The sequence below is a fragment of the Streptomyces sichuanensis genome, assembly GCF_020328095.1.
Classification (GTDB): Bacteria; Actinomycetota; Actinomycetes; order Streptomycetales; family Streptomycetaceae; genus Streptomyces; species Streptomyces cinnamoneus.
Genome location: NZ_JAIXMK010000200.1, coordinates 1 through 9,187, shown reverse-complemented (window position 1 = coordinate 9,187; position 9,187 = coordinate 1). Strand labels below are relative to the sequence as shown.

Genomic DNA, 9,187 nt, shown 5'->3' with positions numbered 1-9,187 from the left:
GCGGACGGTCGGGGCGGCGGACGGTCGGGGCCGTCCGGCGCAGCGCGGCGGCGGCACGGGAGCCGCCGCGCACCGCTCGCTGCCGGGGGAACGTCGCACCGCTCGCCGTGGCGGCGCCCCTGGGCCGGTGCCGCTGCCGCGGCGGGCCAGGGGCGGGCACCACTCTCCGCGACCGCTGCCGGAACACGTGCCGGTTCCGCCGCGCACCGCTCGCCGTCAGTGCCCACGGCAACGGCAACCCACTGGGCCGAGTGCGCGTCCGTCGTGCGGGGGCGGTGCGGCTGACGGAGCGTGGTGGCATGCGGTCGGTCCGTCTCGCCCCCGGCTCGCGCGGACGAGAACGTCCCGCGCAGATGCCGGCCGCATCAGGCGCGCGGGCGTTGCCGTGGCTCGCGGGCGTCGCCGCCGTCTACGCCTTCGCCCAGCTGGTCCTCGTCGTCCCCGGGACGGGGCTCGGCTGGGACGAGACGGTGTATGTCAGCCAGGTCGACCCGCGGGCCCCCGCCGCGTTCTTCAGCGCGCCGCGGGCCCGGGGCGTCACGTTCCTGGCCGCGCCGGTGGCCGCGCTCACGTCCTCCACGGGAGTGCTGCGGGTGTGGCTGGCCGCGCTCTCCGGCTGCGGTCTGTTCGTCTCGCTGTGGGTGTGGCGGCGGCTGCTGCCGGTGCCCGTCCTGGTGGTGGCGGGGGCGCTGTTCTGCGGGCTGTGGGTGACGCTCTTCTACGGACCGCAGGTCATGCCCAATCTGTGGGTCGCCTTCGGTGCGCTGTGTGCCACGGGCTGCTTCCTGCGGGCCGCGCGCGACGGCAGCGACCGCCGTGCGCGCACGGGGCTGCTGCTGGCCGTCGCCTTCACCGCACTGATGCGGCCGGGCGACGCGGTCGCCCTGGTGCTGCCGCTCGCGGGAGCGGCACTGGCGGTACGGGCGTGGCGGCGGCCGGCCGTCCTGGCGGCCCTCGCGGCGGGGGTCGTCCTCGGCGGCGCGGAGTGGGTCGTCGAGGCGTACGTGCGGTACGGCGGTCTGGCCGCACGTCTGCACCGGGCCGGGGAGATCCAGGGGGGCTGGGGACTCCGTCTCGCCCTGGGGCACCATGTGCGTGCTCTGCAGGGCCGGACGTTGTGCCGCCCCTGCGACGTGCCGTGGCGTCATCCCCTGACCGCCGCGTGGTGGTTCGCCCTGCCCGTGCTCACCGCGGGCGGGCTCGTCGTGGCGGCCCGGCGCCGGTGCCTGCCGGAGGTCGCGACACCGGCTTTGGTGGCGGTGTGCGTGGCGGTGCCGTACCAGCTGCTCGACTACGCGGCGCCGCGCTTCCTGCTGCCCGTGTACGCGCTGCTGGCGCTGCCCGTGGCCCTCTTCCTCACGGCAGTGGCGACCACTGTCCGGCCGCCCCCGGCCCGAGGGGTGGTGCGGCCGCTGGGGGCGACGGTGCTCGCGCTGGCCCTGCTGGTGCACGGGGGTGTGCAGTACAAGGTGCTGGAGAAGGTGGTGTCCCGCAGCGGGGACAGCCGGGACGCCTTCGCCCGCGTCGTCGGGGAGCTGCACCGGCTGGGTGTGCGCCCGCCCTGCATCGTCTCGGGGACCGAGGCCGTGCGGATCGCCTTCCGGGCCGGCTGCGCCTCGCGCCAGACGAGTGGTCATGACGGCAGCATCACCGCGGCGGAGCTCGTCGCGGCGGCGGGCCGTCACCCGGTGGCGGTGGTGGTGAGCGCGGGCCGGGCCACTCCCCCGTACGCGCGCGGCTGGCACGCCGAACCGCTGCCCCCGCTGCCGGGCGAACCGGCCGGCCTGCGCGTGCACCTTTCCGTGCCACCGGCGTCCGGCGGCGTGCGCCGTTCGTGAATTCGGGGTTCGGCCGAATGGCTCAGCGACGGGCTTTACGGCTTCTCGGGCTGGATACACTCCGGGAGTTGCCCGGCGTCTGCATATGAGGAGTGCCGTCATGGCCGAGGTGAAACTCAGCGCCGAAAAGCGTACCGACTTCGGCAAGGGGGCGGCCCGCCGCACCCGCCGCGAGAACAAGGTGCCCGCCGTCATTTACGGTCACGGCGCCGACCCGAAGCATGTGGCGCTCGAAGGCCACGCACTGATGATGGCCCTCAAGACGCCCAACGTGCTGATCCGGCTGGACATCAGCGGAAAGAACGAGCTCGTCATCCCCAAGGCGGTGCAGCGCGACCCCCTCAAGGGTTTTCTCGTCCACGTCGATTTCCTCGCCGTGAAGAAGGGCGAGAGAGTCACCGTCGACGTGCCCGTCCTCACCGAAGGCGAACTCGCGCCGGGCGGAAATCTGCTGGACCACATGCTCAATGCGGTTTCGGTCGAGGCCGAGGCCACGCATATCCCCGAGTCGTTCACCGTCTCCATCGAGGGGCTGTCGGCCGGACACACCGTGCGGGCGGGTGACATCGAGCTGCCGCGGGGCTGTTCCCTGGCCGTCGACGAGTCCACGGCCCTGCTGCAGGTCGTCACGGCACAGACGGAGCCCGAACCCGAGGCCGAGGAGGGGGCGGAGGCCGCGGCGGAAGAGGCCGCCGCACCGGCGGAGGGTGCTCCCGAGGAGGAGAAGCCCGCGGAGGGCGGCGAGGGCTGAGGCCCGTAGCGCCTGCGGTCGTGACGAACGCCCCGCCCCCCGGGGTCCCGGGGGGCGGGGCGTTCGTCGTCCAGCGTTCGTCGTCCGGCCTTCGTCGTCCGGGCTTCGTCGTCCGGGCTTCGTCGTCCGGCGCCGACTGCCGGCGCGGGGGCTGCCGCCCTAGCGCCGGCTGTTGAGGAATCCGATGACGACGGCACCCCACCAGCAGATCTGGGAGATCAGGGCGGTGGCGCCGCCCCAGATCAGATGGCGCGGCGCGGCGGGCTGCCCGGCCATCCGCTTGTTGAGCAGCCCCGCCTGCAGGCCGTTGAGGGTCAGCGCGAGGACCAGCACCAGCTTGATGCGGGTGAGGGTGGCGGAGGGGTCGGGGTGGAGCACCATGCCGCTGAGGACGAGGACCGCCAGCCCGGCCCAGATGGGCAGGTGGAGGCGTCCGGCGCTGCCGACGGCCTCCCGCAGGGTGCAGCGTCCGGTCATCCACAGCAGGCCGTGGTAGTCGGCCACGAGAACGGCGCCGAAGCCGAGCACGAGGCCGACGAGGTGGGCGAAGAGCGCCGCGGTGTGCAGGGAGGCGTCCGCCTGGACGTGCACGGAGACCCATACCGACCCGGCCCAGGCCGCACTCGCCGCCACCGCGGCCCCGCCGACCGTCCACCAGGAGTCGAACAGGCCGACCGGCCGGGCGGCCCTTTCGGTGGGTGCCCCGGCGCCGCCCGCCCCCGACAGGGACAGTACGGACACGGTGGGGTCGGACGGCACAGCGGACACGGGGAACTCCAGCACGAACACTTACCGGCTATGCAGGTAAGCCTTACCTAAATGACTGCGTCATAGTGGGGGACCCGGACACCCGGACACAACTCCTGCACCCAAGCGTGACCTGCTTGTTGCCCGTCCGAGATCAGACTCTGCTGACGGTTTCGGCGCCGATGCGGTGCCGACGGTTCACCACAGGAGCCGGGCGGCCGTCACCCGGTGCAGGTGGACGAGGATGTCGGTGGAGTCCGCGAGGGCGGTGTCGCGCAGTGGCTCGGGATAGGCGGTGCCGTAGTCGCGGGTCGGCCGGGGCGTCTTCAGCCAGGCACGGGCCGCGGCCGGTGCGGTGCGCATGTCGAGCACGTAGTTCCGGTGGGGCAGGCGGTCCAGGGTGTGTTCGTTGCTGCCGGGCTCGGCCGGGCCGACCGTGCAGACCTCCACCCGCGACTCGTCGGGATCCGTCGTCGCGTTGAACGACCCGGCGCCGAAGGTCAGCCGCACGTTGACGTAGTGCCTGCCCAGACGGTCCTTGAGGAAGGCGCCCTGCATCCGCGGGTAGCGGGCCGGGTCGGTGCTGACGTAGGAGACGTGCGCGTTGTGCGCGGACAGCAGCACCTTGTCGCCCGTGTGCTCCTGCCACCAGGCGACGTTGGCGGCCATCTGCTCGTCGCGGTACCGCATGGCCCGAGCCGTGTCGGCGGGGTCGCCGAGGTCGTACGCGTACTGGCCGGCCACCTGCGCGATGTTCCGGGCGTGCTGGACGACCCGGTCGAAGGCGCGGCGGTCGCCGGCCGGCCGCTGCGCGAGGAGCAGGTCCAGCGCCTGGCGGGCCCGTCCGGCCATGTCGCGGCGCTCGGCCGGCGGGCGCTTGAGGTAGCCGGTCATGTAGTCGCCCACGGAGGTGCCGGGCGCGGGGCGTTGCAGGCGGTAGAGCTCGGTCAGGCGCGGGAGCAGGGCGGGGTGGTGGGCGGTGACGTAACGCGTCACCTCGTCGAAGGGCTGTGGTCCGGCGTAGCCGATGTCGTCACCCACGAACCGGACCTTCTCGGCGTGGTCCCGGTTGTACGTGCGCATCCACTCGATGAGGTCCCGGTACTCGGTGGTGTTCCAGAAGCTGTAGTCGCGCTGGAACTCCTCCTTCATGATCTGCCGCAGGTTTCCCGTGCCGTGCAGGACGTAGTCGTTGAGCCGCATCCCGGTGCTCCACGGCGCCTCCAGGGCGAAGGCGGTGAACCCCTTCTCCTGGACGAGGTAGCGCAGGACGCGGTGCTTGTTCGTGAAGAACTCGTGCGAGCTGTGCGTGGCCTCGCCCAGCCCGACCACCGTGGCGTCGCCGACCATGCGGCCGAACGGGCGCAGGTCCTGCAGGTCGCCGGTGGGCTCGGTGGTGCGCAGCGGGCGGGCTGCGCGGGCGAGGGCCGCCACGGGGTCGTCGGCGCCCGAGCGGGCGGTGGCGGGCTGCGCGAGCGCTCCGGCCGCGGTGGCCGTCGCCGGCAGCAGCGCGAGCAGGAGCAGCAGCGCCGGCATCCGCCGGCGGCGAGGATGGTGCGCTGTGTGGGCCATGTCCTTCATGGTTCCGGCCGGGGGTCCGCGGCCACCATCCGACGGCCCTCACCGTGGGGGTGGGGGCAGCCCCACCCGCGGGGCACCGGCGTGTTTCGCGGGCCCCGCCGGGCGCCTGGGTCACAGTGGTGCGGGGGAAGGCAGCGGAGCGCGGCGAGGACGGTGCTGGTGGAGACCCTGGTCACGGAGATCGCGCCGGACGTCTACCGGCTGTCCACGTACGTTCCCGACGCCGACTTCCTGTTCAACCAGTTCCTGGTCGACGCCGAGGAGCCGCTGCTGTTCCACTGCGGTCTCAGGGCGCTGTTCCCCCTGGTGTCCGAGGCCGCGAGCCGGGTGGTCCCGCTGGACCGGCTCGGCTGGATCACCTTCGGCCACGTCGAGGCCGACGAGTGCGGGTCCCTGAACTCCTGGATCGCCGCGGCGCCGCGGGCGAAGGTCGCGCACGGCGCGATGGGGTGCCTGGTGTCGGTGAACGACCTCTCCGACCGGCCGCCGGTCCCGCTGGAGGACGGTCAGGTCATCGACCTGGGCGGCCGACGGGTCCGGCGCCTGGAGACCCCGCACATGCCGCACGGCTGGGACGCGGGCCTGCTCTTCGAGGAGACCACCGGCACCCTCTTCTGCGGCGACCTCTTCACCGCGATCGGCAACGCCCCCGCGCTCACCGAGCAGGAGATCGTGGGCCCCGCGCTCGCGGCGGAGGACGTCTTCGGGGCGACGTGCCTGACGGCCGCCACCGCACCGCTGATGCGGCGTCTGGCGGACCTCGCACCCACCACGATGGGGCTGATGCACGGCCCTGCCTACGCGGGCGACTGCGGCACGGCGCTGCACGAGCTGGCCGACGGCTACGCCGAGCGCTTCGCCCGCTCCCAGGACGGCTGAGGGGAACGGGGCACGCGATGGCACTGCACCAGGGCAAGCACGACCGGGCCGACCGGCGCGGTTACGCGGTCAACCCCTTCTTCGGCGAGGCCGACCCCGTCGCCGGAATGGCCGTCGAACCGCCGCGCCGGCGGCTGCCCGAGGGGCCCATGACGGCGCAGGCCGCCTACCAGTTCGTCCATGACGAGCTGATGCTCGACGGCAACTCCCGGCTGAACCTCGCCACGTTCGTCACCACCTGGATGGAGCCCCAGGCCGGTGTCCTGCTGTCCGAGTGCCGCGACAAGAACATGATCGACAAGGACGAGTACCCGCGCACCGCCGAGCTGGAGCAGCGCTGTGTGACGATGCTCGCCGACCTGTGGCACGCCCCCGACCCCGCCGCCGCCGTGGGCTGTTCGACGACCGGGTCGAGCGAGGCGTGCATGCTCGCCGGCCTGGCCCTCAAACGGCGCTGGGCGCTCGCGAACGCCGGCCGTTACCGGACGGGCGGCGCGCGGCCCAACCTGGTGATGGGCGCCAACGTGCAGGTGTGCTGGGAGAAGTTCTGCAACTTCTGGGAGGTGGAGGCGCGCCAGGTGCCGCTGGAGGGCGAGCGCTTCCACCTCGACCCGCAGGCCGCCGCGGACCTGTGCGACGAGAACACCATCGGCGTCGTCGCCGTCCTCGGCTCCACGTTCGACGGGTCCTACGAGCCGGTGGCCGACGTCTGTGCGGCGCTCGACGCCCTGCAGGGGCGTACGGGCCTGGACGTGCCGGTGCACGTGGACGGCGCGTCCGGCGCGATGATCGCCCCGTTCCTGGACGAGGACCTGGTGTGGGACTTCCGGCTGCCGCGGGTGGCGTCCGTGAACACCTCGGGTCACAAGTACGGGCTGGTCTACCCGGGGGTGGGCTGGGCGCTGTGGCGGGACCGGGCGGCGCTTCCCGAAGAGCTGGTCTTCCGCGTCACCTACCTGGGCGGGGACATGCCGACGTTCGCCCTGAACTTCTCCCGGCCGGGGGCGCAGGTGGCCGCGCAGTACTACACGTTCCTGCGGCTGGGCCGCGAGGGCTACCGTGCGGTGCAGCGCAATGCCCGCGCCGTGGCGTCCACACTGGCCGGGCGGATCGGTCAGCTGGGCGACTTCCGTCTGCTGACGCGGGGCGATGAGTTGCCGGTGTTCGCCTTCACGACGGCCGAAGGCGTCACGAACTTCGACGTCTTCGACGTCTCGCGGCGCCTGCGCGAGCGGGGCTGGCTCGTCCCCGCCTACACCTTCCCCCCGAACCGGCAGGACCTGTCGGTGCTGCGCGTGGTGTGCCGCAACGGCTTCACGCTCGACCTCGCGGAGCTCTTCCTCGCCGACCTCGGGGAGCTGCTGCCGGAACTGCGGGGCCAGGAGCGGCCGTCGGGGCGCCCGGAGACGGTGGCCACGGCGTTCCACCACTGAGGGCGGCGGCGGTCGTACGGGGGTGTCAGGTCAGTCGTGCGGGACGACCGCCACCGGGCACGGTGCGTGGTGGACCGCGGCCTGCACCACCGAGCCCAGGCGGGGCGTGAGGGCGGGGCGGTGACGGCGGCGGCCGCACACCAGCAGGCCCGCTCCGCGGGCGGCCCGGGCGACGGCGTGTGCCGGGCTCTCCATCCGGACGCTCTTCACCACCGTGACCCCCGGATACGCCGCGCACCACCGTCGGAGCGCCGCGCGCAGCTCCGCTTCGGCCGCCTGCCGGAGGGCGCCGGCGACCTCGGGGTCCACGCCCCAGGGCGCGTATGCCTGGACCGGCAGGGGGCTGCCGTGCACGACGCGCAGGGGAACGGCGCGTGCGGCCGCCGCGGCGAAGGCGAAGGCGTACAGCTCCTCACTGGGGCGGTGGAGTCCGGCGGCCAGGACCACGTCGCCGGCGGGGGCCGTGCCGGCCCGTACGAGGACCACCGGCCGGGCGGCGCGGCCGGCGACGTGCAGGCCGATGTCGCCGAGGAAGAAGCTCTGGAGACGGTCCAGGCCGCGCGAGCCGAGCACCACGACGGCGGATTCGTCGGCCGCCCTCAGCAGGGCCGTGACCGGTTCCTCGGCGACCAGTTCCTCGACGATGGCGAGGTCCGGGAAGCGCTGGTGGACCTCCGTCTGCGCCGCGTGGACGATGCGCTTCGCCCAGTAGTCCTGGTCCTGCTCGGCCGGAACGCCCTCCGGTTCGGGGACCAGCAGGACCCAGGCGTGCAGGAGGCGCAGCGCGACCCCGCGCCGGTCCGCCTCCGCCGCCGCCCAGTGCGCGGCGGCCAGGCTCTCGGGCGAACCGTCCAGACCTGCGGTGATGGCTGCGGGCTCCATGGCGACCGCCTCCGTCCGTGTGCGGGGCCCTCTCCCCCTCCCAGTGTCGGTCCATTGCACGGCAACCCGCGGCGTGCGTCCGCTCGTACGCCGGGGGCCCGCCGGGGCCGGCCATCGGCAGTCCGGCTTCGGCGGGCCCCGGCGGGGAGGACCCGGAGCGGGGGGACGGGCGCGGGACGAGTGTCCTGCCGTTCCGGGCTGCCCCCAGCGTGGCAGGGGCGTCACGGGCGGCGGATGGGCCGGACGGGCCAGGTGCGGGACCGGGCGGCCCCGAGGGCCGTTCGGCCCATGGCGCGGCCGGCCCGTGGGGGATCATGATCGAGTAAGCGTGCGGCAGTGTGCGCGCACCGTGGGAGTGGGACAGGGAGCGGTAGGAGTGGTGGACCAGTCGACGACGTTCTCCCGGGAACGGCCGATCCGGGTGTTCCTGCTGGACGACCACGAGGTCGTCCGGCGGGGCGTGCACGACCTGCTCGACGGCGAGGAGGACATCAGCGTCGTCGGCGAGGCCGGCACCATCGCCCACGCCCTGTCGCGGGGGCCGGCCCTGCGGCCCGATGTGGCGGTGCTGGACGTGCGGCTGCCCGACGGCGACGGCATAGCGGTCTGCCGGGAGCTGCGCTCCCGGATGCCGGAGCTGGCCTGCCTGATGCTGACCTCGTTCGACGACGATGACGCCCTCCTGGACGCGATCATGGCCGGTGCTGCGGGCTATGTGCTCAAGCAGATCCGGGGTTCCGACCTGGTCGCCGCCATCCGCACCGTCGCCTCCGGCCAGTCCATGCTCGATCCGGCGACCACCACGCGGCTGATGAACAGCCTGCGCGGTGAGGAGGAGGACGGCGGGCCGCAGGACGAGCGCCTGTCCGGGCTGTCCCCGCGGGAACGCGAGATCCTCGCGCTGATCGGGGACGGCCTGACCAATCGTCAGATCGCTCAGCGGCTCTTTCTGTCCGAGAAGACGGTGAAGAACCACATCTCCCGGATGCTCGCGAAGCTCGGGGTCGAGCGGCGCATTCAGGCGGCGGTGCTCGCCACGGAGGTTGCCCGGCCGTCGGCGGTCGGCGGCCGCGGCC

At 73.6% G+C, this 9,187-nt stretch carries 8 protein-coding genes; 5 read left to right on the top strand and 3 right to left on the bottom strand.

Translation table 11 applies throughout. From position 1 onward, the window contains the following. The first annotated feature begins 299 nt into the window (after positions 1 to 299). Complete coding sequence (locus LE181_RS30820; protein ID WP_225664813.1) at positions 300 to 1,838, top strand: hypothetical protein; 1,539 nt, start codon at positions 300 to 302, stop codon at positions 1,836 to 1,838. Between the two features lie 100 nt (positions 1,839 to 1,938). After that, on the top strand, positions 1,939 to 2,589 hold the full coding sequence (locus LE181_RS30815; protein ID WP_225664812.1) for a 50S ribosomal protein L25/general stress protein Ctc: 651 nt from the start codon (positions 1,939 to 1,941) through the stop codon (positions 2,587 to 2,589). A gap of 159 nt (positions 2,590 to 2,748) precedes the next feature. Here the strand turns inward: LE181_RS30815 and LE181_RS30810 are convergent, their stop codons facing one another. Next, entirely contained in the window at positions 2,749 to 3,357 is a 609-nt protein-coding gene (locus tag LE181_RS30810) for a hypothetical protein (protein WP_225664811.1), read from the bottom strand. A gap of 177 nt (positions 3,358 to 3,534) precedes the next feature. Further along, entirely contained in the window at positions 3,535 to 4,908 is a 1,374-nt protein-coding gene (locus tag LE181_RS30805) for an erythromycin esterase family protein (protein WP_225664809.1), read from the bottom strand. Positions 4,909 to 5,076: 168 nt separating this feature from the next. Here LE181_RS30805 and LE181_RS30800 point away from each other — a divergent pair, with 168 nt between their 5' ends. Then, positions 5,077 to 5,796: an oxygen-binding di-iron domain-containing protein gene (locus LE181_RS30800; protein ID WP_225664807.1), complete on the top strand. Its 720-nt coding sequence runs from the start codon at positions 5,077 to 5,079 to the stop codon at positions 5,794 to 5,796. A 17-nt stretch (positions 5,797 to 5,813) separates the two neighbouring features. Further along, entirely contained in the window at positions 5,814 to 7,229 is a 1,416-nt protein-coding gene (gene gad / locus LE181_RS30795; protein ID WP_225664805.1) for a glutamate decarboxylase, read from the top strand. A gap of 30 nt (positions 7,230 to 7,259) precedes the next feature. Here the strand turns inward: gad and LE181_RS30790 are convergent, their stop codons facing one another. After that, positions 7,260 to 8,111, bottom strand: coding sequence for a universal stress protein (locus tag LE181_RS30790; protein WP_225664803.1), 852 nt, complete (start codon positions 8,109 to 8,111; stop codon positions 7,260 to 7,262). Positions 8,112 to 8,490: 379 nt separating this feature from the next. Here LE181_RS30790 and LE181_RS30785 point away from each other — a divergent pair. After that, positions 8,491 to 9,187, top strand: a 697-nt coding sequence (locus LE181_RS30785; RefSeq protein ID WP_225664801.1) for a response regulator, incomplete at its 3' end; no start/stop codon positions are given.

Excerpts from the sequence above, each read along its gene's own strand:
- LE181_RS30820 (WP_225664813.1), top strand. The coding sequence starts at position 300 with ATGCGGTCGGTCCGTCTCGCCCCCGGCTCGCGCGGACGAGAACGTCCC.
- LE181_RS30815 (WP_225664812.1), top strand. The coding sequence starts at position 1,939 with ATGGCCGAGGTGAAACTCAGCGCCGAAAAGCGTACCGACTTCGGCAAG.
- LE181_RS30805 (WP_225664809.1), bottom strand. The coding sequence starts at position 4,908 with ATGGCCCACACAGCGCACCATCCTCGCCGCCGGCGGATGCCGGCGCTG.
- gad (WP_225664805.1), top strand. The coding sequence starts at position 5,814 with ATGGCACTGCACCAGGGCAAGCACGACCGGGCCGACCGGCGCGGTTAC.
- LE181_RS30790 (WP_225664803.1), bottom strand. The coding sequence starts at position 8,111 with ATGGAGCCCGCAGCCATCACCGCAGGTCTGGACGGTTCGCCCGAGAGC.